Raw genomic sequence first — 24646 nt, 5'->3', positions numbered from 1 at the left:
ACCCGGCCGATCCGGCCGAATCCGGGGGCGGGCACCCCCCGGCTCCCCGGCGTGATCTCGTAGCCGCAGACCCGGGCCTCCAGCCGGGTGGACGCCCCCTGCCAGTCGCCGTCGGTGACCAACACCGTGCACCCCTTGTTCCGGGCCCGCGCCACCACCGCCCGCGCCCGGGTCTGCGGCACCCGGCGGCCGCCCAGGCCGAGGACCACCAGGTCCATACCGTCGACGAGCACCGCGGCCACCTCCACCGGATCGGTTCCGGGATCCGGTATCACCGCCAGCCGGCTCAGATCCGCCCCCATCTCCGCGGCGGCCAGCAATCCGATATCCGGCTGGCCGACGATTGCCACGTTGCCGCCCGCCGCCGTCACCGCGGCCACCACACCCAACAGCAGCGAGCGGGCGCCGGAGAGCACCGCCACCGTTCCGCGTGGCAGGGGCACGGGCAGCGACTCCGCCAGCCACGTCGGCAGGGCCAGTTGGGCTTCCGATTCCGGCAGCAGATCGTCGGCGCGGGCGGGGGCGGGCCCCGGCGCCTTGCCGGTGATCACGGCCATCCGCCGGCGAAGCGATTCGAGCTGCTCAGCGCGGGTTTCCCGGCCGGGATCGGTGGCGAAAGCCGCAGTCATGACGAGCCTCCTCCACCGCTGTTTTCGAAAGTATGTTCGACTGATTGAGAGTTAACACCCACCCTCCGACAACCGTCAAGAAACGTGAGAGGCTGCTTTATGCGGTCGATACTGGTGGGGCTGATGGTGCCTTTTTGCATCACTTTTCCCGCGCCGGCCCACGCCGCGCCCTGCCAACCTGCGGAGCTGTTCGCCGCCGACAACGCCGATCCCCTGTTCGAACCGCAGGCCGACATGACGATCGAGCTACACGGCGCGGCGGTGACGGGGTCGACCCCGCTCGACGGGGTGTACTGGTCGAGCGCGCTGCAGCGAACCACCCACGAGCGCTCGCGGGAATTTCATCTGTGCGGGGTCGACGGCTCGTCGCACACCGCCGCCGAGGCGCTGCGCCGCCAGTTCGACCAGGACGCGGTGCTGACCTTCGACTACCTGCCGCAGAACGCGCCGCGACAGGACGCGATCCTCATCGCCGTGCCGGGCGTCGACGTCGTGCGCCTCGGCGACGCGCTGGCGGCCGACCCGGTCGCCCGCGACCGCATCCGCGGCGGATCCGTCACCACGACCGACCACACCCTGATCCTGGTCGCCGAAGACGGCGACCGCGACATCGCCCGCGGGCTCGTCACCGCGGCCGGCGGAAACTGGGATGCGGCCATGATCACCTATGGCAGGCGTGAATTCGTCGAGTAGCCGCACACTCGCGGACTGGCTACTCCCACTCGATGGTGCCCGGCGGCTTGCTGGTGATGTCCAGCACCACGCGGTTGACCTCGGCCACCTCGTTGGTGATGCGCGTGGAGATGCGCTCCAGCACCTCGTAGGGCACCCGGGTCCAATCGGCCGTCATGGCGTCCTCGCTGGACACCGGCCGCAGCACGATCGGGTGCCCGTAGGTGCGGTTGTCGCCCTGCACTCCGACCGATCGCACGTCGCCCAGCAGCACCACCGGGCATTGCCAGATCAGGTTGTCGAGGCCGGCGGCGGTCAGCTCCTCGCGCGCGATCTCATCGGCCCGCCGCAACGTGTCCAGCCGCTGCGCGGTGACCTCACCGACGATCCGGATGCCCAGCCCGGGCCCCGGAAACGGTTGGCGCGCAACGATTTCCTCCGGCAGGCCGAGCTCACGCCCGACGGCGCGCACCTCGTCCTTGAACAGCAGCCGCAGCGGCTCGACGAGCTTGAACTTCAGGTCGTCGGGCAGGCCGCCGACGTTGTGGTGGCTCTTGATGTTGGCGGTGCCGCTGCCCCCACCGGATTCCACCACGTCCGGATACAGCGTGCCCTGCACCAGGAATTCGACGTCGGAGCCGCTCTCCCCCACGATGTCTCGCACCGCGCCCTCGAACGCCCGGATGAACTGGCGGCCGATGATCTTGCGCTTGCCCTCGGGGTTGGTCACCCCCGACAACGCCTGCAGGAAGGTATCCGCGGCGTCGACCGTGACCAGGTTGGCGCCGGTCGCGGCCACGAAGTCGCGCTGCACCTGATCCCGCTCGCCGGCACGCAGCAGTCCATGGTCGACGAAGACACAGGTCAACCTGTCGCCGATGGCGCGCTGCACCAGCGCGGCGGCCACCGCCGAGTCCACGCCACCGGAGAGCCCGCAGATCGCATGGCCGTCACCGATCTGTTCGCGCACCTGCTCCACCAGCGCGGTGGCGATGTTGGCCGGCGTCCACTCCGCGCCCAGCCCGGCGAAGTCGTGCAGGAAGCGGCTGAGCACCTGCTGCCCGTGCGGGGTGTGCATGACTTCGGGGTGATACTGCACACCGGCCAGCCGGCGGGCCCGGTTCTCGAAGGCGGCCACCGCCGCGCCCGCGCTGCTGGCCACCACGTCGAACCCGTCCGGCGCGGCCGTGACCGCGTCGCCGTGGCTCATCCACACCGGCTGCACGCTCGGCAGCCCCGAATGCAGTTCGCCCCCAGCGACTTTCAGTTCGGTGCGGCCGTACTCGCTGGTGCCGGTGTGGGCGACGGTCCCGCCGAGGGCCTGCGCCATGGCCTGGAATCCGTAGCAGATGCCGAACACGGGCACGCCGAGGTCGAACACCGCCGGGTCGAGTTGCGGAGCGCCGGGCTCGTAGACGCTGGAAGGCCCCCCGGAGAGCACCAGCGCCGACGGCTCCCGGGCCTTGATCTCGTCGATCGACGCGGTGTGCGGGATGACCTCGGAGAAGACCCGCGCCTCGCGGACGCGCCGGGCAATCAACTGCGCGTACTGCGCGCCGAAGTCGACGACCAGCACGGGCCGCGGCGAGGGGGTTTCCACGGCAGCCAGCTTAATGGTTACGCCATCACATCAGGTGGGTCGGTTGCGCAATGCCGAAGCGGGTGCCGGCGTAGCGCTTCCACGCCGCCGCACTGAAGTACACGTGCTGGCCGACCGTGTGCAGGTCCCGGAAGCATCGTTGCAGCGGGTGGTTCGCGTGCACCGCGCCGGCGCCGGTCAGGTGAAACGCCGTATCCGCCGCGTGACGCGCCGCGCGCATCGCCTGTTGGGCGGCGAGCTGGAAGCCGGCGCGCTGCCCCAGCGTCGGCGGGTCGCCGGCGCACGCGCTTTCCCACAGGGCGGCGGCCTCGTCCAGAACGAAGGCCCGCGCCGCCCTCAAACCGGCTTCGGCACCGGCGAATTCGACCTGTGCGGCGGAATCCTGGGCGAGCGGCTCGAACGTGCCGGCACGCGTCTTCGTCGCCGCCAGCTCGGTGAATTCGTCCAGCGCGCGACGCGCGATCCCGAGCGGGACGCCCACGATCGCGACCCCGACGAGCGTGAAGAACGCCAGCCGCCACAACGGGCCGTCCTGGCGGGCCGGGGAGAAGAACGGGCTGATGGTGTGTTCCTCGTCGACCCGCAGGCCCCGGCCGACCAGGTCGTTGCTGCCGGTGGCGCGCAGCCCCAAAACGTCCCAGTTGTCGATGATTTCGGCTTCGGCGCGGGGGAAGAACGCCAGACGCCAGTCGGGGCCCTGGTCGGGGATCATTCGCGGCGTGTCGCCGTTGAAGACGAACATCCCGGCCAAAACCCATTCGGCATGGCGACAGCCGCTGGCGAACGGCCACCGGCCGTCGACGGCGAAGCGCCCGCGGCCGTCCGGGACGGCGCGCCCGGTGGGGGCGAACACCGTGGCCGCCAGGAAATCGGCGTCCGGCCCAAACAGCGCCGTGGCGGCGGCGGGTTCGAGCCAGGCGGTGAATGCCGGGCCGCCGGCGCCGATGGCCGCGATCCAGCCCGTCGATCCGTCGGCGCGCGCCAGCTCCTCGATCATGTGGATGAATTCGGTTGGCGCCATTTCGAATCCGCCTAGCGAGCGCGGCTGCAGCGCCCGGAAGACACCGGCCGCACGCAGCCGCCCGACCAGATCGGGTGGCATCGTCCCGAGCGCCTCCGCCTCGCCGGCGCGCCGGGTGATCTCGGGCGCCAGGGCACGCGCGACGTCCATGGGGTGGGCGCCTCCGGACAGGCCGACGGCGGGGCACGTTGCGGTGGTCATGTCATGCTCCTAATTCTGATACAGTAATCTGTAATAGATAAAGGAGCATGTAACTAATTATGGGATCTGTCAAGGGCCGGCCACCACGCCGCTACGACTCGACCCGCCGCCGCGAACAGGCGCAGCGCAACCGGGACGCGGTGCTTGCCGCCGCCCGGCGGCGATTTTTGGCCCAGGGCTACGCGACCACCACGATCGCCGAGATCGCGCGGGACGCCGCCGTGTCGGTCGAAACGGTGTACAAGGCCTTTGCGACCAAGGCGGGCGTGCTCAAGGCGCTGTTCGACGTCTCGGTGGCCGGCGACGACGAGCCGATCCCGATGGCCCAGCGCGACGTGATCCGCAACGTCATCGAGGCGACCGAGGCGGACCGCAAGCTACAGATCTACGCCGACCACCTGGCCGCCACCATGCCGCGCAGCGCTCCGGTGCAGCTGCTCGCGCGCGACGGCGCCGCGTCGTCACCCGACGCGCGCGAGGTCTGGCAGCAGATTCGGCAGGAAACCCTCAACGCCATGACGATGTTCGCGGCCGATCTGGCCCGCACGGGACGGCTGCGCGTCGGCTCGAAGCAAGCGCGCGACATCCTGTGGACGTATCACGCGCCGGAGCTCTACGAGCTCCTCGTGCTCGAACGGGGTTGGTCGGCCAAGCGATACGGCACGTTCATCGCCGACGCGCTCATCGGCGCGCTGCTCGAACCCGCGGATTGAGCGCTACAGCCCGAACGCCTGACGCACGCCGTCGACGGCCGTCGCATCGCCCGTCACCGCGATGCGCCGCGCCGCCGCCTTGCGCTTGGCCTCGCTCGCCCCGAGGCGGGCGGTCACCAGATCGGCCGCGGCGGCGGTGATCGTCGCCGACGGCTCACCGCGCGCACCGGCCAGCCGCCCCTGCGTCACCGCGAAGTCGAAGCGCCGGCCGTCGATCTCGGCCCGGCACGTCGCCTCCAGCCCCGCGGCCTTGGCCGAGTCGAAGCCGAGCAGAATCCCGGCCAGAAACCCGTTGAGCGGAGAGACCGGCTCGCCCTCGACCGGGTCCAGCCGGTCCAGGCCGAACCACGCGACGCTACGCAGCACGGGCAGCACCCGCTGCCAGCCCACGTCGCTGAGCGTGTACACGGTCCGCCCGATCGGGGCGGGCAGATCGGCGCGGTCGACGAGCCCTGCGTCCTGCAGTTCCTTGAGCCGCTCGGCCAGCAGATTCGTTGCGATGCCCGGCAATTCGGCGCGCAGGTCACCGTAGCGGCGGGGGCCGCCGACCAGCTCGCGCAAGATCAGCAGCGTCCACCGCTCGCCCAGGACGTCGAGCCCGAGCGCGATCGGGCAGTTCTGGTTGTAGGTCCGGCGGGTCGCCACCACCCCACCCTAGCACTTCAGACATCTTTTTCAACTATTTGCTTGATTTTCTTGTCTGCCAGCTTTAGGGTCTCGTCTATGCCCATCGCAAGCCGTGTCCGCAACCATCCGATAGCCGCGCTCGCCGTCGTCTGCCTCGGTGTCTTCGTCATCAGCGTCGACGCCACCATCGTCAACGTCGCGCTGCCGACCCTGTCGCGCGAGCTCGGCGCCAACACCGCGCAGCTGCAATGGATCGTCGACGCCTACACCCTGGTGATGGCCGGCCTGCTGCTATCGGCGGGCAGCCTGGCCGACCGATTCGGCAGGCTCGGCTGGCTGAACTCCGGGCTTGCGCTGTTCGCGGTCACCTCCGCCGTTGCGGCACATACCGATTCGGCCGGCCAGCTGATCGCGGCGCGCGCCGCGATGGGGGTGGGCGCGGCGGTGATCTTTCCGACCACGCTCGGGTTGATCACCAACATCTTCACCGACCCGGTGGCACGGGCCAAGGCGATCGGGCTGTGGGCGGCGATGGTCGGCGTCGGGGTGGCCGTCGGGCCGATCAGCGGCGGCTGGCTACTCGAGCACTTCTGGTGGGGCTCGATCTTCATGGTGAACATCCCGATCGCCGTGCTGGCGATCGTCGGGGGCGCCCTGTTCGTGCCGACCTCCCGCGATCCCGCGGCGCCGCGCGTGGACGTCGGCGGCCTGATCCTGTCCGCGGCCGGCATCACGGCGCTGGTCTACACGGTCATCGAGGCGCCCACCTGGGGATGGACCAACGGCCGGACCGCGGGCGGGTTCGCCCTGGCCACAGCGATCCTCGTGGTGTTTGCGCTCTGGGAGCGGCGGACCCACCAGCCCATGCTGGACATCTCGGTGTTCGCCAACCGGCGGTTCTCCGGCGGCAGCCTGGCGGTGACGGCCGGCTTCCTGACTCTGTTCGGCTTCATCTTCGTCATCACCCAGTACTTCCAATTCATCAAGGACTACACCGCTTTTCAGAGCGGGGTACGGCTGCTGCCGGTCGCCGCATCCATCGCGCTGGCCAGCATCGCGAGCCCACGGCTGGTCGAGCGGGTCGGCACCACCGCCGTCGTCGCCGCCGGGCTGACCGTGTTCGCCGCCGGGCTGGCGTGGGCCTCCACGGCCGACGCCGCCACGCCGTACACCCAGATCGCCACCCAGATGCTGCTCCTCGGCGGTGGCCTCGGCCTGACGGTCTCGCCGGCCACCGAGGCCATCATGGGGTCGCTGTCCGCCGACAAGGCCGGGGTCGGCTCGGCCGTCAACGACACCACGCGCGAGCTCGGGGGCACGCTCGGTGTCGCGATCGCCGGCAGCATCTTCGCCTCGGTCTACTCGGGACACCTCGCCGCGTCGGCGTTGACCGGGCTACCCGCCGAGGCCATGCGGCAGTCGATGGCGCTGGCGCACAGTGTGATCGCGCAGCTGCCCGCGCAACGGGCCGTCGGCGTCCGCGCCGCGGTCGATCGCGCGTTCCTGGACGGCCTGCAGGTGAGCTCGCTGGTGTGTGCGGGCATCGCGCTGGGCGCGGCCATCGTAGTCGGCTGGTTATTGCCGGCGCGTCAGGAAAGGAAGGTCCCATGACCGAAAGCACCTATGTCCTCGGCCATGCCGACGTGGAGGTGCGGCGGCTGCTCCTGCAGGGGCGGCTCTACAACGACTACACCGAGCACGCGCTGCGGCTCGCGGGCCTGCGCCCGGGCATGCGGGTGCTCGACATCGGCAGCGGCCCCGGCGACGTGTCGTTCATCGCCGCCCGGCTGGTCGGTCCGACCGGCAGCGTGCTCGGGGTGGACGCCGCCCCCGACATGGTGGAGCTGGCCCGCGCCCGCGCCGCCGAACAGGGCATCGGCACAGCGCGTTTCACCCAATCCGCGATCGACGCGATCACGCTGGACGAGCCGGTGGACGCGCTGATCGGCCGGCTGATCCTCATGCACCTGCCCGACCCGGTCGACACGCTGCGGCGCCTGAGTCAGTTCGTGCGGCCCGGTGGCGTCATCGCGTTCTCCGAGAACGACATTCAATCGGCGCGCAGCGACCCGGAGACGCCGCTGTTCGGTCAGGTGATAGCGGGGATCGTGCGGGCCTTCGAGGCCATGGGCCTGTCCGCGCGGTTCGGCACCGAGCTGCACACCATATTCGCCGACGCCGGCCTGGGTTCGCCGGAGCTGACCGTCGGCGCCCCGATCGGCACGGCCGCCCGGACCGACATCCTGGCCTACGGCGCGGAAGTCTGGCGGCTGGTCTCCCCCATCGCGCAACAGGGCGGCTTCGCCATCGACGAGGTCGCCGACATCGACGAGTTCGTGCCGCGTTTCCGCGAGGAGGTGCTCGCGGCCAATGCCCTCATCACGATGCCGCCCATCATCACGGCATGGGTGCGCAAATGAGCAACGTCATCCAAGAGCAATACTCAACCGGCCTGTCGCGGAACAACATCGAGCGCGCGCTGGTCGTTGCCGGCAAGGACCTCGACCGCCTCGAACCCGCCGACCTGGCGCTGCTGGAGGACTTCCACACCATGGGCCGCATCGCCACCGCCCAACTGGTGGACCTGGTCGAGATCGGCGCTGAAAGCGAAGTGCTCGACGCCGGCAGCGGGGTCGGGGGTACCGCCCGCTACGTCGCCGCGCGCTACGGCTGCGCGGTCACCGCCGTCGATCTCACCGACGAATACTGCGACACGCACCGCTGGCTCAATCGCCTTGTCGGCCTGGATGACCGGATATCCGTCCACCGAGCCGACGTGACCGACCTGCCGTTGCCCGACGGGACGTTCGACGTGGTCCTGAGCCAGCACGTCCAGATGAACGTCGCGGACAAGGCGCGCCTCTACTCCGAAGCGCGCCGCGTCCTCAAGGCCGGCGGGCGGCTCGCCCTGTGGGACATCACGACGGGAGATCGCGGCCCGCTCGACTATCCGCTGCCGTGGGCCGACAACCCCGGGCGCAGCCACCTGGTCACCCCCGATCAGTTGCGCGCCGCCGTCGAGTCCGCGGGTTTCACCGTCGCGCACTGGAACGACCGCACCGACGAGGCGGTCGCGCTGATGCGGGCCCTGCTGGCACAGCCCGCCAACCCGCTGGGGCTGCACGCCTTCGTCGCCGACTTCGACACCAAAGTCCACCACCTCACCCAAGCGCTGGCCGACGGACGGCTGCGCGCCATCCAGGCCGTGTGCGAAGGCTGAAAGACGTGTCCCCCAACGAGATTGCCGACCGGCGCTACACGATGACGTGGAGCGGTGGTCGCGGCGAGGTGAAGTTTCTACGTCGCCGCGACGGATCGCGGTTGCGTTACTTCACGACGGGCACGGGGCCGCCGCTGGTTTTGCTGCACACCGTGCGGACGCAGCTCGACTACTTCCAGCGGGTGTTGCCCGAGCTGTGGGACGAATTCACGGTTTACGCGCTGGATCTGCCCGGGATGGGATGGTCGGACATCGTGCCGGGCGCGCGCTACGACCAACCGGAACTGTGCGGCGCCGTCGTCGAATTCGTCGAAGCCCTCGACCTGCGCGACGTCACGCTGGCCGGTGAATCGATGGGCGCCGCGATCGCGCTGCTGGCGTCGATGGACCTGACCGGTCGGGTGCGCAACGTGGTGGCCGTCAATCCCTACGACTACCCGGGCGGCCTGGAGCGCGGCAACTGGTTCGCCCGCGTGATCGGGACGGCCGTCCGCCTGCCCGGCACCGGACCCGTTTTCGCCCGGCTGGAAAACCGCCCGATCCTCGCCGGTGTGCTGGCCGGCGGCTTCGCCGACCGCCACGCGCTGCCCGGCGGGTTCCTCGCCGAGCTGCGCCGCAGCGGACGCCGCCGCGGCTACCCCCGGGTCAACCGGGCCATCATGCGCAGCCTCGCCGGATTCGTCGCCGCGCGAAGCCGCTACGCGCGGGTGAGCGTGCCCGTCACGCTCGTCTACAGCGAGCGCGACTGGTCGCGCGCGGCGGAGCGCGAGCACGTCGCCGCCCTGCTGACCGCGGACGCCGTTACCGTGCCGGGCGTCGGCCATTTCTCGGCCCTCGAAAGCCCGGGGGAAATGGCCCGCCTCATCCGGGAAAGCCGTCGGCGCACATAACAGGCGCCCAAGGTGGCGCGCGGATTGCTCGGCATGGTGGAGTGGGTATCGCTTACCTAGTCCGTCAGACACTAGAGAGCGAGGTCCGCCGGTGCATTCTTTGGGTCTGCCCGAGAAAGTGCATGCCTGTCTGTTCGACCTCGATGGGGTGCTGACCGATACCGCCAGCGTCCATACCAAGGCCTGGAAGACCATGTTCGACGACTTCCTGTCCGAACGGGCCAAGCGCACCGGGGAGGAGTTCGTTCCCTTCGACGCGGCCGCCGACTACCGCAAATACGTGGACGGCAAGAAGCGCGAGGACGGCGTCCGCTCGTTCCTGCAGAGCCGCGGCATCGATCTGCCCGACGGCAGTCCCGACGACCCGGACGACGCCGACACCGTGTACGGGCTGGGCAACCGCAAGAACGACGCGTTCCAGAAGGTGCTACGCAAGGACGGCGTCGAGGTGTTCGAGGGGTCGCGACGTTACCTGGAGGCGGTCTCGGAGGCGGGCCTGGGCATCGCGGTGGTGTCCTCGAGCGCCAACACCCGCGACGTCCTGGAGATCACCGGTCTGGACCGGTTCATCCAGCAGCGGGTGGACGGCGTCACGCTGCGCGACGAGCACATCGCCGGCAAGCCGGCCCCCGACTCCTACCTGCGGGGCGCCGAGTTGCTCGGCGTCGGCGCCGACGAAGCGGCCGTTTTCGAGGACGCCATCTCGGGCGTGCAGGCCGGCCATGCCGGTAATTTCGGCTACGTGGTGGGCGTCGACCGGGTGGGGCAGGCCGAGGATCTGCGGCGCAACGGCGCCGACGTGGTGGTCACCGACCTCGCCGAGCTGCTGCAGTCATGATCACCGACGAAGCCTTCCCCGTCGATCCATGGCTGGTCAGCGAAACCAAGCTCGACCTGAACCTGTTGGCACAGTCCGAATCGCTGTTCACCTTGTCCAACGGGCACATCGGGCTGCGCGGCAATCTGGACGAGGGTGAGCCCTACGGCCTGCCCGGCACCTACCTGAACTCCTTCTACGAAATCCGGCCGCTGCCCTACGCCGAGGCCGGATACGGCTACCCCGAGGCCGGCCAGACAATCGTCGACGTCACCAACGGCAAGATCATCCGCCTGCTGGTCGAGGACGAGCCGTTCGACGTCCGCTACGGCGAATTGCTCTCGCACGAACGGGTTCTCGACCTGCGCGCGGGGACGATGGCCCGCCACGCGCATTGGCGCTCGCCCGCGGGCAAGGAAATCAAGCTGGTGTCCACCCGACTGGTGTCGCTGGCGCAACGCGGCGTGGCCGCCATCGAATACGTCGTGGAAGCGGTCGGCGATTTCGTCCGGGTGACGGTGCAGTCCGAACTGGTCACCAATGAGGACCAGCCCCAGACGTCGGGCGACCCGCGGGTGGCGGCCATCCTGGAAAGCCCCCTGGTCTCCGTCGACCACGAAAACACCGACACCGGGGCGCTTCTCATGCACCGCACCCGCAGCAGCGCCCTGATGATGTCCGCCGCGATGGATCACGAGATCGACGTTCCCGGTCGCGTCGAGTACAGCACCGACGCGCGCGAAGACCTGGCGCGAACCACCGTGATCTGCGGGCTGCGCGCCGGGCAGAAGCTGCGCATCGTCAAGTACCTCGCGTATGGCTGGTCGAGCATGCGCTCGCGCCCCGCGCTGCGCGACCAGGCCGCCGCCGCCATCCACAGCGCCCGCTACAGCGGGTGGCAGGGGCTGGTGGACGCGCAGCGCAAGTACCTGGACGAGTTCTGGGACTGCGCGGACGTCGAGGTCGAGGGCGATCCCGAGTCCCAGCAGGCCGTGCGGTTCGGGCTGTTTCACCTGTTGCAGGCCAGCGCGCGCGCCGAGCGCCGGGCGATCTCGGCCAAGGGACTCACCGGGACCGGCTATGACGGCCACGCCTTCTGGGACACCGAGGGTTACGTGTTGCCGGTGCTCACCTACACCGCGCCGCACGCGGTGGCCGACGCGCTGAAGTGGCGGGCGTCGACGCTGGACCTCGCCAAGGAGCGGGCCGCCGAACTCGGCCTCGAAGGCGCCGCCTTCCCCTGGCGCACCATCCGCGGGCAGGAGTGCTCGGCGTATTGGCCGGCCGGCACCGCGGCCTGGCACATCAACGCCGACATCGCCATGGCGTTCGAACGATACCGCATCGTCACCGGCGACGAGGAATTGGAAAAGCATTGCGGCCTAAGGGTTCTCGTCGAAACCGCCCGGCTCTGGGTCACCCTCGGCCACCACGACCGGCATGGCGTCTGGCACCTCGATGGGGTCACCGGCCCCGACGAGTACACCGCGATCGTGCGCGACAACGTCTTCACCAACCTGATGGCCGCGCACAACCTGCGGACCGCCGCCGAGGCCTGCAACCGCCACCCCGAGGTGGCGGAGGCGCTGGGCGTCACCACCGAGGAGACGGCTTCCTGGCGCGACGCGGCCGACGCCGCCAACATCCCCTACGACGCCGGCCTGGGGGTGCATCAGCAGTGCGAGGGCTTCACCACGCTCGCGGAATGGAATTTCCAGGAGAACCACTCCTATCCGTTGCTGTTGCACGACCCCTACGTGCGGCTCTACCCCGCGCAGGTGATCAAGCAGGCCGACCTGGTGCTGGCGATGCAGTGGCGCAGTCACGCGTTCACCCCGGAACAGAAGGCGCGCAACGTCGACTACTACGAGCGGCGCATGGTGCGCGATTCGTCGTTGTCCGCGTGCACCCAGGCGGTGATGTGCGCCGAGGTCGGACACCTGGAACTGGCGCACGACTACGCCTACGAGGCCGGGTTGATCGACCTGCGCGACCTGCACCACAACACCCGCGACGGCCTGCACATGGCCTCGCTCGCGGGCGCGTGGACGGCGTTGGTGGGCGGCTTCGGCGGCCTGCGCGACGACGAGGGCATCCTGGCGCTGGATCCCGCACTGCCCGACGGCATTTCGCGGCTGCGGTTTCGGCTTCGGTGGCGCGATTTCCGGGTGACCGTCGACGTCAACCATTCCGACGTCACGTACACGGTGCGCGACGGGCCGGGCGGCCAACTCACCATCCGGCACGCCGGCGAGGATGTCACCCTGAGCACCGACGCGCCCAAGACCTTCGCGGTGCGCGAACGCAAACCACTGCTGCCGCCCCCGCAGCAGCCGCCGGGCCGCGAGCCGCTGCACCGCCGGGCGCTGACCCGCAAGAAGTGAGCATCAGCCGGGGTTGAGCAGCCGCCCCGCCTCGGCGGTCGCCGCCATCCGTATCTCGGCGTCCGTCAGCTCGTCGATTCCGGTCGCCGCGCGCAGGATCGGCGCGAACAACCGCCAGCCGAATTGCAGCGCAAGCGCGTTCGCGACGGCGCGCCGCGCCTCGGCCTCGTCGTCGTGATGGGGCAACACCGAGTCGAGTAACGCCGCGATGGCGGGAAAGCGCGTCTGCAGCTGACCCGCCGGATACCCGTCGAGCAAGGCCCTGGCCATCACGCGCATCTGCCGGTCCAACGCCCGGTCCAGTTCGCCGGCGGGCGCCTCGTCGCTCAGCAGGGCGCCGACGTCGGCGCTGAGGTGATCCAGCACCGCGCCGATCAGTTGTTCCTTGGTGCCGAAGTGGCGAAACAGCAGCCCGTGGTTGACGTTGGCTCGAGCGGCGATGTCGCGGATCGAGGTGGCCGCGGGTCCGCGCTGCGCGAACAGGTCGGTGGCGGCCGCCAGGATCGCGGCGGCGACCTCGGCCCGACCCGTCGGCATTTTCCCGGCGGCCCTTGCGGACGATGTAGTCATACGACTACAGTACTCTATGTAGTCAGATGACTACGCCCCTTTAACAGTAGGAATGATGAAAATGATCGGTCAGATAACCGTCACCAAGCTGGGCAGCCGCATCGGCGCCCGCGTCGACGGGGTGCGCCTCGGGGGCGACCTCGACGCGGCCGCGATCGAGAAGATCCAGCAGGCGCTGCTGGCCCACAAGGTGATCTTCTTCCGCCACCAGCACCAGCTCGACGACGAGCAGCAGCTGGCGTTCGCCGGGCTGTTGGGCACGCCCGTCGGCCACCCGGCCGCCGAGGCGCTCGCCGCCAAGCACGCGCCGGTGATCACCCCGATCAATTCCGAGTTCGGCAAGGCGAACCGCTGGCACACCGACGTCACGTTCGTCGCGAACTATCCCGCGGCCTCGATCCTGCGTGCCGTCACCCTGCCCCGCTACGGCGGTTCGACGCTATGGGCCAACACCGCCGCGGCGTATGAGGACCTGCCCGAGCCGCTGGCCTGGCTCGTCGACGACCTGTGGGCGCTGCACAGCAACCGCTACGACTACGTGACCGCCGAAGCCGTGGGCATGACCGACGCGCAGCGGACGTTCCGGCAGGCCTTCGAGAAACCGGACTTCCGCACCGAGCATCCCGTCGTGCGGGTGCACCCGGAGACCGGCGAGCGCACGCTGCTGTTGGGAGATTTCGTGCGCGGGTTCGTCGGCCTGGACAACTACGAATCAACCGTGCTCTTTGACATGCTGCAGCGGCGAATCACCATGCCGGAGAACACCATTCGCTGGAACTGGGCGCCGGGTGACGTCGCCGTCTGGGACAACCGGGCCACCCAGCACCGCGCCATCGACGACTACGACGACCAGCCGCGGCTGATGCACCGCGTGACCCTGATGGGCGACGTGCCCTTCAACGTGCACCGGCAACGCAGCCGGGTGGTCAGCGGCGCCCCGCTCGAGGCGATCGCGAGCTGACCGAAGCTAGCCGGCGTCGGCGGCGGAGCGCACCGGGGTGATCGGCAACCAGCGCAGCGCACCGGGCGCGGTTGCCGGCACCACGGGCTGCCTCGGTGCGATCGGGTCCAGCCGGCGGTACGCCTGGCCCTGCGGCGGACGCTGATCGTCCTCGCCCTTGTTGGGCCACAACGAGGCGGCCCGTTCGGCCTGGGCGGTGATGGACAGCGACGGGTTGACGCCCAGGTTCGCCGAGATCGCGGCGCCGTCCACCACGAACATCGTGGGGTAGCCGTAGACCCGGTGGTAGGGGTCGATGACCCCGTTGTCGGGGGCGTCGCCGATCGCCGCGCCGCCGAGGAAGTGCGCGGTCAGCGGGATGTTGAACAGCTCGCCCCAGGTGCCGCCGGCCACGCCGTCGACCTTTTCGGCGATGCGCCGGGTCACCCTGTTGCCGACGGGGTTCCAGGCCGGGTTTGGGTCGCCGTGCCCCTGCTTGCTGGTGTACCAGCGGATGCCGAGCTTGCCGCGTTTGGTGTAAGTGGTGATCGAGTTGTCCAGGTGCTGCATGACCAGGGCGATCAGGGTGCGCTCGCTCCATTGGTGGACGTTGAGCATCCGCATCATCCGGCGCGGGTCCTCGCGGGCCTGGTCCAGCAGTTGCTTCCAGCGCGGCACGTCGGTGCCCTCGGGACCGGTGCCGTCGGTCATCAGCGTCTGCAGCAGCCCCATCGCGTTGGAACCCTTGCCGTAGCGGCAGGGCTCGACGTGGGTGTCCGAGGTCGGATGGATCGACGACGTGATCGCCACGCCGTGGGTCAGGTCCAGGTTCGGGTCGACCTCGAGCTTGCCGGCGCCGACAATCGACTCGGAGTTGGTCCGGGTCAGCACGCCCAGCCGCTCGGAGAGCCGCGGCAGCTTGCCCTTGTCGCGCATCTTGAACAGCAGATGCTGGGTGCCCCAGGTGCCCGCGGCCAGGATCAGGTGCGTCGCGGTGTAGGTGCGCCGGTCCCTGCGCAGCCAGCTTCCGGTGCGCACGGTGCGCACCTCCCACACTCCGTCGGGACGCTGCTGGAATCCCTTGACGGTGGTCATCGGAATGACTTGTGCCCCAGCCGATTCGGCGAGGCCAAGGTAGTTCTTCAGCAGCGTGTTCTTGGCGCCGTACCGACAGCCCGTCATGCAGCAACCGCACTCGAGGCAGCCGGTGCGCTCCGGTCCCGCGCCGCCGAAGTATGGGTCGGGCACGGTCTTGCCGGGCGTCTTGGTGCCGTCCGGGCCGAAGAACACCCCCACCGGGGTGGGCACGAAGGTGTCACCGCAGCCCATCTCGTCGGCGACTTCCTTCAGGACGCGGTCGGCGTCGGTGAAGGTCGGGTTGGTGACCACCCCGAGCATCCGTTTCGCCTGCTCGTAGTGCGGCATCAACTCGTCGCGCCAGTCGGTGATGTGCGACCACTGCCGGTCGGCGAAGAACGGCTCCGGCGGCACGTAGAGCGTGTTGGCGTAGTTCAGCGACCCGCCGCCCACGCCGGCGCCGGCCAGGATCAGCACGTTCTTCAAGGGATGAATCCGCTGAATGCCGTAGCAACCCAGCCTGGGCGCCCACAGAAACCTGCGCAGGTCCCAGGACGTCTCGGCGAAATCCTCGTCGGCGAAGCGCCGGCCGGCCTCCAATACGCCTACGCGGTAGCCCTTTTCGGTCAGCCGCAGCGCGCTGACGCTGCCGCCGAAACCCGAACCGATGATCAGAACGTCGTAATCCGGCCTCATCGCACCAGTATGGCCTTACCGCCGGGTAATAAACCAGCGGCCGCGAGCCTCAGCTACCGACGGTCAGCCCGACCTTCTGGAATTCCTTGAGGTCGCAGTAGCCGGCCTTGGCCATCGATCGGCGCAGGCCACCGACGAGGTTGAGGGAACCGAATGGGTCGTCGGACGGGCCGTTGAGCACCCGCTCCAAGGGCGGCCGCTCGCCGAGGGCGATCTGCAGCAACGCCCCGCGCGGAAGCGACGGGTGCGCCGCCGCGGCCGGCCAGAACCAGCCCTCGCCCAGCGCCTCGGCGCATTCGGCCAGCGGCGTGCCGAGCATCACCGCGTCGGCGCCGCAGGCGATCGCCTTGGCCAGCTCGCCGGAGGTGTGGATGTCGCCGTCGGCCAGCACGTGCACGTACCGGCCGCCGGTCTCGTCGAGGTATTCCCGCCGCGCCGCGGCGGCGTCGGCGATGGCGGTGGCCATCGGCACGCTGATGCCCAGCACCTCGTCGCTGGTGGTCACGCCCCGGGTGGAGCCGTATCCGACGATGACGCCCGCGGCGCCGGTGCGCATCAGGTGCAGCGCGGTCCGGTGGTCCAGCACGCCGCCCGCCACCACCGGGACGTCGAGCTCGGAGATGAAGGTCTTCAGGTTCAGCGGCTCGCCGTCGCTGGCCACGCGTTCCGCCGACACGATCGTGCCCTGGATGACCAGCAGGTCGATGCCGGCCTGCAACAGCACCGGGGTAAGCGCCTGGGCGTTCTGCGGGCTGACCCGCACCGCGGTGGTCACCCCGGCCTCCCGGATGCGCGCGACCGCCGACCCCAGCAGGTCCGGGTCCAGCGGCGCCGCGTGCAGCTCCTGCAGCAGCCGGATCGACGCCGACGGCTCGGGCTCCTTGCTGGCGGCCTCGACCAGCTGCGCGATCTTGGCCTCGACGTCGGCGTGCCGGCCTATCAGCCCCTCGCCGTTGAGCACGCCCAGCCCGCCCAGGCGGCCGAGCTCGATGGCGAACTCCGGGGAGACCAGGGCATCGGTCGGATGGGCGATCACCGGGATCTCGAAGCGGTAGGCGTCCAGTTGCCACGCGGTGGACACGTCCTGCGACGAGCGGGTGCGCCGCGACGGCACGATGCTGACTTCGCTCAGCTCATAGGTGCGACGGGCGTTGCGGCCCATGCCGATTTCGACCATGCCGCCCTCAGCGCGCAAAGTAGTTGGGCGCTTCGACGGTCATGGCGACGTCGTGCGGATGGCTTTCCCGCAGCCCGGCCGAGGTGATGCGGACGAACTGCGCCTGCTGCAGCGCCTCGATGGTGGGCGATCCGGTGTAGCCCATCGCGGCGCGCAGGCCGCCGGTGAGCTGGTGGATCACCGAGGACAGCGGCCCGCGGAACGGCACCCGGCCCTCGATGCCCTCGGGCACCAGCTTGTCCTCGGAGAGCGCGTCGTCGGCGAAGTAGCGGTCCTTGGAGTAGGACTTCCCCCCGCCCCTGCCCTGCATGGCGCCCAGCGAGCCCATGCCGCGGTAGCTCTTGAACTGCTTGCCGTTGACGAAGATCAGCTCGCCTGGGGCCTCGGCGGTGCCGGCCAGCAGCGAGCCCAGCATGGCCGTCGACGCGCCGGCGGCCAGCGCCTTGGCGATGTCGCCGGAGTACTGCAGCCCGCCGTCGGCGATCACCGGCACGCCCGCCGGCCCGCACGCCGCGACCGCCTCTAGGATCGCCGTGATTTGTGGCGCGCCGACCCCGGCGACCACCCGGGTGGTGCAGATCGAGCCCGGGCCCACGCCGACCTTGACCGCGTCGGCGCCGGCGTGCACCAGCGCCAGGGCCGCCGACCGGGTCGCCACGTTGCCGCCGATCACCTCTACCTTCTCGCCGACCTCGGCCTTGAGCTTGCCGACCATGTCGAGCACCAGGCGGTTGTGCGCGTGCGCGGTGTCCACGATCAGCACGTCGGCCCCGGCGTCGACCAGCATCATCGCGCGCACCCAGGCGTCGCCGCCGACGCCGACGGCGGCGCCCACCAGCAGCCGGCCGTCGCTGTCCTTGGTGGCCAGCGGGTGTTGTTCGGTCTTGACGAAGTCCTTGACGGTGATCAGCCCGGTGAGCCGGCCGTGGCCGTCGACCACGGGCAGCTTCTCGATCTTGTTGCGACGCAACAGCCCCAGCGCGGCGTCGGCGCTCACCCCCTCCTGGGCGGTGATCAGCGGGGCCTTGGTCATCACCTCGGCGACCTTGCGGGTCTGGTCGACCTCGAAGCGCATGTCGCGGTTGGTGATGATGCCGACCAGCGACCCGGAGTCGTCGACCACCGGCAGGCCCGAGATGCGGAAGCGGGCGCACAGCGCGTCGACCTGCGCCAGGGTGTTGTCCGGCCGGCAGGTGACCGGGTCGGTGACCATGCCGGCCTCCGAGCGCTTCACCATCTCGACCTGTCCGGCCTGTTCGGCGACGGGCAGGTTGCGGTGCAGGACGCCCATGCCGCCCGCCCGGGCCATCGCGATCGCCATCCGCGACTCGGTGACGGTGTCCATCGCCGAGCTGACCAGCGGCACTTTGAGCCTGATCTTCTTGGTGAGCTGGCTGGACGTGTCGGCGGTGGCGGGAACCACGTCGGAAGCGGCGGGCAGCAGCAGGACGTCGTCGAAGGTGAGGCCGAGCATCGCGACCTTGTGCGGGTTGTCGCCGCCGGTCGGCACCGGCTCGTCGACCAGTCCCCCGATCCGGGGGTCGCGCACGTAGGGGCTACCGACCAGGTCGGAGCTGTCTTCCAGGTGGGACATGCCACGGGTCATCGGTGGGGCCCTCCATACGATGCGGCGTGAGACCACCATCCTATCGGCACGCTCCCCCGGCGACCCGGGGCGCGCCGCGGACCCGAAACGCAGAAACGACGTGGGGCTTCCCTGCTGGCGTTATCCCGGCCGGGCTGCGTAGGCTAGTGTGCGTGCGCGATCACCTCCCACCGGGTTTGCCGCCCGATCCTTTCGCCGACGACCCCTGCGATCCGTCGGCGGCGCTGGAAGCCGTAGAGCCGGGCCAACCCCTGGACGCCCAGGAGCGGATGGCGGTCGAGGCGGATCTCGCCGACCTGGCGGTATACGAAGCCCTGTTGGCGCACAAGGGCATTCGCGGGCTCGTGGTGTGTTGCGACGAATGTCAGCAGGATCACTACCACGACTGGGACATGTTGCGGGCGAACCTGCTGCAGCTGCTGATCGACGGCACCGTCCGCCCGCACGAGCCGGCCTACGACCCGGAGCCGGACGCCTACGTCACGTGGGATTACTGCCGGGGGTACGCCGACGCCTCGCTCAACGAGGCCACCTCGGACGCCGACGGGTACCGGCGCTAAACACCGCTAGGGCGTGTTCGACGCCGACGGGCCGGGTGTCTGCTCGTGATGCCGGTGCTTGCTCCACGACTGGCTGGGCGACGGCGTGACCGATGAACTCGGGGCCGCCCCGGACGCCGTCGGCGCCGCGGTGGTGGGAGTCGACCACGCCGAGGGGGTGTTCGCCGGGGCCGGCAGCGTCGCGTTCGGGTTGCGCGACTGGACGCGGACATTCAACAGATTCAGCTGGTTCGTCAGCTCCTGTTTGCTGGCCGGGTCCTCGATCGACTGGACCAGGCTGCTCACCTCGGTCAGCTGATTCCGGGCCTGGTCCCACTGACCCCGGTCGATCGACTCCTGCACCTTGGCCAGGTCGGCCCGGGCCGACAGCAAGGCCTGATGCTTCTCGTTGACCCGCGGCTGGTCGAAGAACATCGCGTGCAGCCCGTAGAGCGTGGTGCCCGGACGGGCCTCGACCACCATGGCCCCGAATCCGCTCAGCACCAACAGCGCCGCGGCCACCGATCCGATCGTCGCCATCCCGCGACGGCTGCGGCGGCGGTCGGCCAATCCGGTGCGCAGGGCCGTGACGGCCTCTTCGGCCGACACCAGCGCGCTGGCCGGCGGCCAGCGCAGGTTGTCACGCCAGTCCTCCAGCAGGGTGGCCACCGCGTCCATGTCGGGGTCGCCGACGTGCACCGGCCGCCGCTCGGCGAGCGCGTCGAGAAGCAGGTCGGTGCGGGCGAATTCGTCCAGGGAGTCAGGCACAGTCACCTGCCGCGATCATTTCGGACTTGAGCCGCGACAGCGCGCGGTGCTGGGCCACCCGGACCGCTCCCGTGGTGCTGCCGACGGCGGACGCGGTTTCCTCGGCGGACATGCCGACGACGACGCGCAAAATCAGGATCTCGCGCTGCTTGGCGGGCAGGATCTCGAGCAGCTCGCTCATCCGGCTGACCGAATCCGCTTCGATGGCCCGCTGTTCGGGGCCGGCGTCGGAGGACCAGCGCTCGGGAAGCACCTCGGTGGGGTAGGACAGATCACGGCCGGCGGCGCGATGAGCGTCCGCGACCTTGTGCGCCGCGATGCCGTACAGGAAGGCCAGAAAGGGACGCCCCCGGTCCCGATACCGCGGCAACGCCGTGATAGTCGCCAAGCACACCTCCTGTGCGACGTCATCCGCTGACAGGCCACCCCGCTCGACTGTCCCGACCCGCGCCCGGCAATACCGCACGACAATCGGACGGATGGTCTCCAGCACCTCCCGTAGTGCATTGGTGTCCCCCGCCACGGCCTTGGCAACCACAGCGTCGAGACGATCCCCTTGAATTGTCATCGACGGCGGTATCTCCAACGTTACGAACCGGACACATCGCGAGCTAACCGGGCTAACTAACGCAATGACAATAACGGGCGCGAGGCCATTTCAAGCGGAACGCCACGTCGCACCGGCGAGCCGCACTTGGCCTGCGCAGACATCGCGAATTTCCCGCAGCCGTTGTGCCGAAAACGTGACGCCTCCGAGATCGATCAGCAAGCACGCCAGCGCCCACCGCAGCGGGACGAGGCCGAGCGCCCCGGTGGCGTCCAGCGCCTCCTCCGCCACCGCCCGGGCGCGCTCGGCGGCCCCGGCGCTGCACAGGGCGGCCGCCTGCACCACCCGGCTTTTGACGGCGTGCCGCGCCGAGGGGGCGGCCATGGCTCCGGCCAGGTCCACCGCTTCGTTCGCATGGCGGACGGCGATTTCGCCGTCACCCCGAGCCATCGCCAACTCGGCGGCCACCCAGCCGCGGCGCACCGGCAGGCGGTCGGGCACCGCACCGGCGGCCAGCTCCGAGTCCGAGCGGGCCAACAGCGTCGCCGCGGCCGCGAAGCGGCCGACACCCAGCGCGTCGGCCGCCAGCCCGATCAGGGCGTCGGCGCGCGCCTGGGCGTCCTCCCCGGCCAGCGCGAGCGCGCGCCCGTCCCAGCCGCGCGCCAAGGTGTGCCAACCGAGTTGGCGCAGGAACGATCCCTGCGTGCTGTGGGCCAGCGAGACCAGCCGCCCGGCGGGCGCGCTGCGCCGCAGCGCCGCCAAATCGCGGTAGGCGCTGCCGTAGCGGCCCTGCCCGCCCGCCGCCACCGCGCGCAGCCACAGGTCCTCCGGCGTGACCGCCGTCGGAAGCGGCCAGGTGCCTGGCCGGTCACCGAAGGCGGCGGCGGCCAACTGCCCGCCAATCACGGAAGTGTGACGAGTTTCAATCACCACGATGGTAGTAAACACTTTGTGCAGTTCGCGTTACCGAACTGTTAATCACAATGGATTCTGTACTAACCGCGGTCGCCCCTCCGTCGGCCCATGAGCTGGGAAATCTCGTTTCGGTCAAGTGCCTGGTAGCACGGTGCATGTTTCACCATTGGGTGGCAGATGAACGCGACGTTAATTCTTTTATAACCATTACATATTTTGTCGGGCTAAGTGGCTATTGACGCAAATTCACCGTCCGCCCTAACGTACGCATGACGGGTAGTCATCGGTGACGCCGCTTCATTTCAGTTGCACTATCGCTTCGCGATCCTGACCTTACTGGGCGTGCCGTGCAGAGAGGGAAACACCAATGCCACAGCCGGAGCAGCTACCTGGACCCAACGCCGACATCTGGAACTGGCAACTGCAGGGCTTGTGCCGCGGCGTCGACTCGTCGATGTTCTTCCATCCCGACGGTGAGCGCGGCCGGGCCCGCATGCAGCGCGAGCAGCGCGCGAAGGAAATGTGCCGGCAGTGCCCGGTCATTCAGGAGTGCCGCTCGCACGCCCTGGAAGTTGGTGAGCCCTACGGGGTTTGGGGCGGCCTCTCGGAATCCGAGCGCGACCTGCTGCTGAAGGGCGACATCGGTCGCGCCCGCGGCATCCGCCGCTCGGCCTAGGCGCCGGCCCAGCCGCCCCGGTGGGGCGGCACGCCTCCCGCACGACGTCGTTGAACGATTCGCCGTCGCGATCCGTGTAACCGTCATGGACTAGGCCGCCGACCGGCCGAGTTCGCATCGAAGCGGCGCGAAATGGCGTCGCACCGATACAGAATTCGGGCGTTCCGTCGTGCAGGGGAGCCCGCGTCGGTTCGCTCACGCGCACAGGAGGTGCCGTGAAGCAACAATCACACGCAGCAGTGACCGCCCTGGGACGCCAGGAATGGCTGGATCGGCCGAGCTATCGGCTCGAGCACGGCCTGACATTCCTCTTCGCGGCCATGGGCCGGCACCGGGACCGGATCAGCAACGCGCTGCACGGCACCTGGCTGGGCCATCCGCTGCACCCGGCGCTGACCTCCGTGCCGACGGGGGCCGTGACGACGACGGTCGCGATGGACGCGGCCTCGCTGCTGCCCGGAAACGCCGGCCGGTGGCGGGACGCGTCGAGGTTCGCGCTCGGGGTCGGGCTCGCCGGCAGCGTCGGCGCCGCCGCGACCGGCCTGACCGACTGGCAGCACACCCACGAGGAGTCCCGACGGGTCGGCCTCATCCATGGCGTGGTGAACGGCGTCGCGACCGCGTTGTACGCGCTGTCGTGGTGGGACCGCGGCCACGGCCGCCGGCGACGCGGAGTGGCGAGCAGCGCGCTGGGCTATGGCCTGACCCTGGGCGGCGGCTATCTGGGCGGGGCCTTGGTGTTCGGATCGGGCACCGGGGTGGATCGTTCCGGCAGCCGGCTGAGCGAGAACCGGTGGACGCCGGTGCTGCCGGCTTCGGCCCTGGACGGCCGGCCCCGGCGGGTCGAGCTGAACGGCGTGGGCGTGGTGCTGTACCGGGACGACGAACGGGTGCTGGCCGTCGGCGCGCACTGCCCCCACCTGGGTGCGCCGATGGACGACGGCTGGATCGATCGCGATCGAATCGTCTGCCCCTGGCACGGCTCGCGCTTCGCCTGCGAGTCGGGGGAAGTGCTGCGGGGACCGGCGACGGCGTCGCTCCCCCACTACCCGGCGCGCATCCGCGCCGGGTTGGTCGAGGTGCGGGGAGCCGCGAGATGAACGCCTACGACGTGCTTTTCGAGCACCACAAGGTCTTGCGCGGGTTCTGCGAGAAGATCACCGCGCTGCCCCCGGACAGCGACGAGCGCCAAGACGCCCTCGACGGCTTGCTGATCGAGCTCGACATCCACATGCGGATCGAGGACGACCTGTTCTATCCGGCGGTGTCGCAGGCGAGCACGCTGGTCGCCATCGCCCACGCCGAGCACCGGCAAGTCTGGGATCAGCTGGCCGTGCTGCTTCGAACACCGGCGTCGGCGCCGCAGTACGAGGACGAGTGGCATTCCTTCGTCACCGTCCTGGACGCGCACGCCAGCGAAGAGGAGCGTGACTTGTGTCCCGCCCCAATAGATTTGAGCGCCGAGATGCTCGACGCGCTGGGCGAGCGGATGCTCGAGCGGATGGATCGGTTACGTCGGTCCACCATCAACACGCTGCGGGTCCGCGGCCGCGCGGCGATGCTGAGTTTGCTGTAATCGTTTCGATCGCCGCCAATCGGGGTACGACCGGCCCATGAAGAACAAGGGCGTATCCTTCACGACCGCGGTGCTAGCCGCGGCCATTGCACCGTTGGCCGCATGCGCAAACCAACAGGGTGGCCAGGCCACCACGTCGCCGTCCTCCAGCGCGCCGCCCGGCAGCGAGCGGATGACCACGCAGTTGAAGAGCGCCGACGGAAACCAGGTCGGCACCGCCACCATCGATTTCGCGAACGGCTACGCCACGGTGACCGTGGAAGCCGGCCCGAACCAGGTCCTGAGCCCCGGATTCCACGCGCTGATGATCCACTCGGTGGGCAAATGCGAGGGGGACTTCCAGTCCTCGGGGTCCGTCTACCAGGCGCCGAATCACACGGGCTTTCCGGCCAGCGGTGACCTGACCGCACTGCAGGTGCGCAACGACGGCTCGGCGAAGCTCGTCACCACCACCAGCCTGATCACCTCATCGGACCTGAGGAGCAGCTCGGGCACCGCGCTGGTCGTCCACCAGAACGCGGACAACTTGAGCGGCACCTCCACCGGCGATTCGGGCAAGATTGTGGCCTGCGGCGTCATCGCCGCCGCGTCGGCGACGACGACGTCGTCCACCTCGACGACCACCAGCGTCACGACGATCACCACCACGACCGAAGTGCCGCCGCCGTCGACGAGCACCAGCACCGTCACCGTCACCCCGAGCTACACGTCGTCGACCCTGCCGACCACGACGGTGACGACGCCGCCCAGCCTTCCGCCCGGAACCCGCTGATCCGGCGGAGCGA

The 24646-nt window shown here is 69.7% G+C and carries 25 protein-coding genes; 14 read left to right on the top strand and 11 right to left on the bottom strand.

All coding sequences use genetic code 11. From position 1 onward, the window contains the following. On the bottom strand, window positions 1–629 hold a 629-nt coding region (locus A5702_RS09115), incomplete at its 3' end, for a hypothetical protein (RefSeq protein WP_068219994.1). A 99-nt stretch (window positions 630–728) separates the two neighbouring features. Between A5702_RS09115 and A5702_RS09110 the strand changes: the two genes are divergently transcribed. Then, window positions 729–1322 carry a hypothetical protein gene (locus A5702_RS09110; RefSeq protein WP_197506524.1) on the top strand — a complete coding sequence of 198 codons (594 nt, stop codon included), beginning with the start codon at window positions 729–731 and terminating at the stop codon, window positions 1320–1322. A gap of 19 nt (window positions 1323–1341) precedes the next feature. On the opposite strand, the gene guaA is transcribed toward A5702_RS09110, so the two are convergent. Together guaA and A5702_RS09100 are read right to left on the bottom strand one after the other, a co-directional pair. Continuing rightward, window positions 1342–2916 carry a glutamine-hydrolyzing GMP synthase gene (gene guaA, locus A5702_RS09105; protein ID WP_197506525.1) on the bottom strand — a complete coding sequence of 525 codons (1575 nt, stop codon included), beginning with the start codon at window positions 2914–2916 and terminating at the stop codon, window positions 1342–1344. Between the two features lie 10 nt (window positions 2917–2926). Next, window positions 2927–4123: an acyl-CoA dehydrogenase family protein gene (locus tag A5702_RS09100; RefSeq protein ID WP_197506523.1), complete on the bottom strand. Its 1197-nt coding sequence runs from the start codon at window positions 4121–4123 to the stop codon at window positions 2927–2929. A 59-nt stretch (window positions 4124–4182) separates the two neighbouring features. On the opposite strand from A5702_RS09100, the gene A5702_RS09095 reads away from it, so the two are divergent. Further along, window positions 4183–4836, top strand: a complete 654-nt coding sequence (locus A5702_RS09095) for a TetR/AcrR family transcriptional regulator (protein WP_068219988.1) — start codon at window positions 4183–4185, stop codon at window positions 4834–4836. A 3-nt stretch (window positions 4837–4839) separates the two neighbouring features. On the opposite strand, the gene A5702_RS09090 is transcribed toward A5702_RS09095, so the two are convergent. Then, window positions 4840–5481, bottom strand: a complete 642-nt coding sequence (locus tag A5702_RS09090; protein ID WP_068220000.1) for a helix-turn-helix domain-containing protein — start codon at window positions 5479–5481, stop codon at window positions 4840–4842. 78 nt (window positions 5482–5559) lie between these two features. Here A5702_RS09090 and A5702_RS09085 point away from each other — a divergent pair, with 78 nt between their 5' ends. The 6 genes from A5702_RS09085 (at window position 5560) to A5702_RS09060 (ending at window position 12774) form a co-directional block, all read left to right on the top strand. After that, window positions 5560–7074: a DHA2 family efflux MFS transporter permease subunit gene (locus A5702_RS09085; RefSeq protein ID WP_068219985.1), complete on the top strand. Its 1515-nt coding sequence runs from the start codon at window positions 5560–5562 to the stop codon at window positions 7072–7074. After that, the gene (locus A5702_RS09080; RefSeq protein ID WP_068219980.1) at window positions 7071–7883 is read left to right on the top strand and encodes a class I SAM-dependent methyltransferase; all 813 of its coding nucleotides are present in this window, start codon (window positions 7071–7073) and stop codon (window positions 7881–7883) included. Before A5702_RS09085 ends, A5702_RS09080 begins: the two co-directional genes overlap by 4 nt. Further along, a complete protein-coding gene (locus A5702_RS09075; RefSeq protein ID WP_082955997.1) occupies window positions 7880–8683 on the top strand; it encodes a class I SAM-dependent methyltransferase in 804 nt (267 codons plus the stop codon). The genes A5702_RS09080 and A5702_RS09075 overlap by 4 nt, the downstream gene beginning before the upstream one ends. A 5-nt stretch (window positions 8684–8688) precedes the next feature. After that, window positions 8689–9573 (top strand): alpha/beta fold hydrolase, encoded by an 885-nt coding sequence (locus A5702_RS09070; protein ID WP_231965028.1) that lies wholly within the window; start codon window positions 8689–8691, stop codon window positions 9571–9573. A gap of 91 nt (window positions 9574–9664) precedes the next feature. Further along, window positions 9665–10411, top strand: coding sequence for a beta-phosphoglucomutase family hydrolase (locus A5702_RS09065; protein ID WP_197499796.1), 747 nt, complete (start codon window positions 9665–9667; stop codon window positions 10409–10411). Further along, window positions 10408–12774, top strand: a complete 2367-nt coding sequence (locus A5702_RS09060; RefSeq protein WP_068219976.1) for a glycoside hydrolase family 65 protein — start codon at window positions 10408–10410, stop codon at window positions 12772–12774. Before A5702_RS09065 ends, A5702_RS09060 begins: the two co-directional genes overlap by 4 nt. Before the next feature lie 3 nt (window positions 12775–12777). Here the strand turns inward: A5702_RS09060 and A5702_RS09055 are convergent, their stop codons facing one another. Then, complete coding sequence (locus tag A5702_RS09055) at window positions 12778–13344, bottom strand: TetR/AcrR family transcriptional regulator (protein WP_055401349.1); 567 nt, start codon at window positions 13342–13344, stop codon at window positions 12778–12780. Window positions 13345–13405: 61 nt separating this feature from the next. Here A5702_RS09055 and A5702_RS09050 point away from each other — a divergent pair, with 61 nt between their 5' ends. Continuing rightward, entirely contained in the window at window positions 13406–14305 is a 900-nt protein-coding gene (locus tag A5702_RS09050) for a TauD/TfdA family dioxygenase (protein WP_068219997.1), read from the top strand. Window positions 14306–14311: 6 nt separating this feature from the next. Here A5702_RS09050 and A5702_RS09045 read toward each other — a convergent pair whose 3' ends face one another. The 3 genes from A5702_RS09045 to guaB are packed head-to-tail and all read right to left on the bottom strand — an operon-like array spanning window position 14312 to window position 18840. After that, window positions 14312–16057: a GMC oxidoreductase gene (locus A5702_RS09045; RefSeq protein ID WP_055401351.1), complete on the bottom strand. Its 1746-nt coding sequence runs from the start codon at window positions 16055–16057 to the stop codon at window positions 14312–14314. 49 nt (window positions 16058–16106) lie between these two features. Then, window positions 16107–17234 (bottom strand): GuaB3 family IMP dehydrogenase-related protein, encoded by a 1128-nt coding sequence (locus tag A5702_RS09040; protein WP_055401353.1) that lies wholly within the window; start codon window positions 17232–17234, stop codon window positions 16107–16109. Between the two features lie 7 nt (window positions 17235–17241). Beyond that, window positions 17242–18840: an IMP dehydrogenase gene (gene guaB, locus A5702_RS09035; RefSeq protein ID WP_055401355.1), complete on the bottom strand. Its 1599-nt coding sequence runs from the start codon at window positions 18838–18840 to the stop codon at window positions 17242–17244. Between the two features lie 152 nt (window positions 18841–18992). Between guaB and A5702_RS09030 the strand changes: the two genes are divergently transcribed. Further along, window positions 18993–19400 (top strand): DUF5319 domain-containing protein, encoded by a 408-nt coding sequence (locus tag A5702_RS09030; protein WP_046186907.1) that lies wholly within the window; start codon window positions 18993–18995, stop codon window positions 19398–19400. 6 nt (window positions 19401–19406) lie between these two features. Here A5702_RS09030 and A5702_RS09025 read toward each other — a convergent pair whose 3' ends face one another. The 3 genes from A5702_RS09025 to A5702_RS09015 all read right to left on the bottom strand — a co-directional run bounded on the left by A5702_RS09025 (window position 19407) and on the right by A5702_RS09015 (window position 21624). After that, window positions 19407–20153 carry an anti-sigma-D factor RsdA gene (locus A5702_RS09025; RefSeq protein WP_197506522.1) on the bottom strand — a complete coding sequence of 249 codons (747 nt, stop codon included), beginning with the start codon at window positions 20151–20153 and terminating at the stop codon, window positions 19407–19409. Further along, window positions 20140–20715 carry a sigma-70 family RNA polymerase sigma factor gene (locus A5702_RS09020; RefSeq protein WP_055401359.1) on the bottom strand — a complete coding sequence of 192 codons (576 nt, stop codon included), beginning with the start codon at window positions 20713–20715 and terminating at the stop codon, window positions 20140–20142. Before A5702_RS09020 ends, A5702_RS09025 begins: the two co-directional genes overlap by 14 nt. A 90-nt stretch (window positions 20716–20805) precedes the next feature. Continuing rightward, window positions 20806–21624 (bottom strand): hypothetical protein, encoded by an 819-nt coding sequence (locus tag A5702_RS09015; protein ID WP_156669537.1) that lies wholly within the window; start codon window positions 21622–21624, stop codon window positions 20806–20808. Between the two features lie 352 nt (window positions 21625–21976). On the opposite strand from A5702_RS09015, the gene A5702_RS09010 reads away from it, so the two are divergent. The 4 genes from A5702_RS09010 to A5702_RS08995 all read left to right on the top strand — a co-directional run bounded on the left by A5702_RS09010 (window position 21977) and on the right by A5702_RS08995 (window position 24633). Beyond that, window positions 21977–22285 (top strand): WhiB family transcriptional regulator, encoded by a 309-nt coding sequence (locus tag A5702_RS09010; protein WP_055401363.1) that lies wholly within the window; start codon window positions 21977–21979, stop codon window positions 22283–22285. Between the two features lie 215 nt (window positions 22286–22500). Then, window positions 22501–23385: a Rieske 2Fe-2S domain-containing protein gene (locus A5702_RS09005; RefSeq protein WP_068219967.1), complete on the top strand. Its 885-nt coding sequence runs from the start codon at window positions 22501–22503 to the stop codon at window positions 23383–23385. Continuing rightward, on the top strand, window positions 23382–23861 hold the full coding sequence (locus A5702_RS09000) for a hemerythrin domain-containing protein (RefSeq protein WP_055401367.1): 480 nt from the start codon (window positions 23382–23384) through the stop codon (window positions 23859–23861). Before A5702_RS09005 ends, A5702_RS09000 begins: the two co-directional genes overlap by 4 nt. 37 nt (window positions 23862–23898) lie before the next feature. Next, window positions 23899–24633, top strand: a complete 735-nt coding sequence (locus tag A5702_RS08995) for a superoxide dismutase family protein (RefSeq protein ID WP_068219965.1) — start codon at window positions 23899–23901, stop codon at window positions 24631–24633. The last annotated feature ends 13 nt before the right edge of the window (window positions 24634–24646 follow it).

Source organism: Mycobacterium sp. E3339, assembly GCF_001666915.1.
Classification (GTDB): Bacteria; Actinomycetota; Actinomycetes; order Mycobacteriales; family Mycobacteriaceae; genus Mycobacterium.
This window is presented reverse-complemented; position numbering and strand designations above follow the sequence as displayed.

What these genes read in the sequence shown, in the direction of transcription:
- A5702_RS09110 (WP_197506524.1), top strand. Translation starts at nt 729, where the DNA reads ATGCGGTCGATACTGGTGGGGCTGATGGTGCCTTTTTGCATCACTTTT.
- A5702_RS09100 (WP_197506523.1), bottom strand. Translation starts at nt 4,123, where the DNA reads ATGACCACCGCAACGTGCCCCGCCGTCGGCCTGTCCGGAGGCGCCCAC.
- A5702_RS09095 (WP_068219988.1), top strand. Translation starts at nt 4,183, where the DNA reads ATGGGATCTGTCAAGGGCCGGCCACCACGCCGCTACGACTCGACCCGC.
- A5702_RS09085 (WP_068219985.1), top strand. Translation starts at nt 5,560, where the DNA reads ATGCCCATCGCAAGCCGTGTCCGCAACCATCCGATAGCCGCGCTCGCC.
- A5702_RS09080 (WP_068219980.1), top strand. Translation starts at nt 7,071, where the DNA reads ATGACCGAAAGCACCTATGTCCTCGGCCATGCCGACGTGGAGGTGCGG.
- A5702_RS09075 (WP_082955997.1), top strand. Translation starts at nt 7,880, where the DNA reads ATGAGCAACGTCATCCAAGAGCAATACTCAACCGGCCTGTCGCGGAAC.
- A5702_RS09060 (WP_068219976.1), top strand. Translation starts at nt 10,408, where the DNA reads ATGATCACCGACGAAGCCTTCCCCGTCGATCCATGGCTGGTCAGCGAA.
- A5702_RS09055 (WP_055401349.1), bottom strand. Translation starts at nt 13,344, where the DNA reads ATGACTACATCGTCCGCAAGGGCCGCCGGGAAAATGCCGACGGGTCGG.
- A5702_RS09050 (WP_068219997.1), top strand. Translation starts at nt 13,406, where the DNA reads ATGATCGGTCAGATAACCGTCACCAAGCTGGGCAGCCGCATCGGCGCC.
- A5702_RS09045 (WP_055401351.1), bottom strand. Translation starts at nt 16,057, where the DNA reads ATGAGGCCGGATTACGACGTTCTGATCATCGGTTCGGGTTTCGGCGGC.
- A5702_RS09040 (WP_055401353.1), bottom strand. Translation starts at nt 17,234, where the DNA reads ATGGTCGAAATCGGCATGGGCCGCAACGCCCGTCGCACCTATGAGCTG.
- guaB (WP_055401355.1), bottom strand. Translation starts at nt 18,840, where the DNA reads ATGACCCGTGGCATGTCCCACCTGGAAGACAGCTCCGACCTGGTCGGT.
- A5702_RS09020 (WP_055401359.1), bottom strand. Translation starts at nt 20,715, where the DNA reads ATGACAATTCAAGGGGATCGTCTCGACGCTGTGGTTGCCAAGGCCGTG.
- A5702_RS09010 (WP_055401363.1), top strand. Translation starts at nt 21,977, where the DNA reads ATGCCACAGCCGGAGCAGCTACCTGGACCCAACGCCGACATCTGGAAC.
- A5702_RS09000 (WP_055401367.1), top strand. Translation starts at nt 23,382, where the DNA reads ATGAACGCCTACGACGTGCTTTTCGAGCACCACAAGGTCTTGCGCGGG.
- A5702_RS08995 (WP_068219965.1), top strand. Translation starts at nt 23,899, where the DNA reads ATGAAGAACAAGGGCGTATCCTTCACGACCGCGGTGCTAGCCGCGGCC.